The organism is Pseudoalteromonas sp. GW168-MNA-CIBAN-0100 (assembly GCF_040309225.1).
Lineage (GTDB): Bacteria > Pseudomonadota > Gammaproteobacteria > Enterobacterales > Alteromonadaceae > Pseudoalteromonas > Pseudoalteromonas arctica.
Genome location: NZ_JBEOOL010000263.1, coordinates 1 through 344, shown reverse-complemented (window position 1 = coordinate 344; position 344 = coordinate 1). Strand labels below are relative to the sequence as shown.

Genomic DNA, 344 nt, shown 5'->3' with positions numbered 1-344 from the left:
CTCATTACTTGCATCATCTACCATAATAATTGGTAAGTTATATTCAGCTAGGCTGGTTAATACCCCCGCTATCACAGAGGTATGATTGTAGTTTGGAATGACAATACAAAACTTATTCATTTAAACAACACTTTCAAAAACAATCCGCCCAGACGCATGTTGCCCCTTAGCCGAGCGATAAGAAAACACATACTTATTAAGCGCTTTTTGCTCTATGGCTAATACCATAGTAAGGCCCGGCGTAATCACCACCTGAAACTTTAGCACTTCGACATTCTTTACCGCTAATTGAATATTATACTGCTTACAAATTGCAGCAACCGCCCAATCTAGCTGCACTACGC

General features: G+C 40.1%; 2 protein-coding genes. Both read right to left on the bottom strand.

Features of this window, described 5'->3' with window-relative positions:
* Positions 1-120, bottom strand: a 120-nt coding sequence (locus AAEY62_RS21030) for a glycosyltransferase (RefSeq protein WP_350636267.1), incomplete at its 3' end; no start/stop codon positions are given.
* A partial coding sequence (locus AAEY62_RS21025) for an ApeI family dehydratase (RefSeq protein WP_502935533.1) occupies positions 121-344 on the bottom strand: 224 nt, incomplete at its 5' end.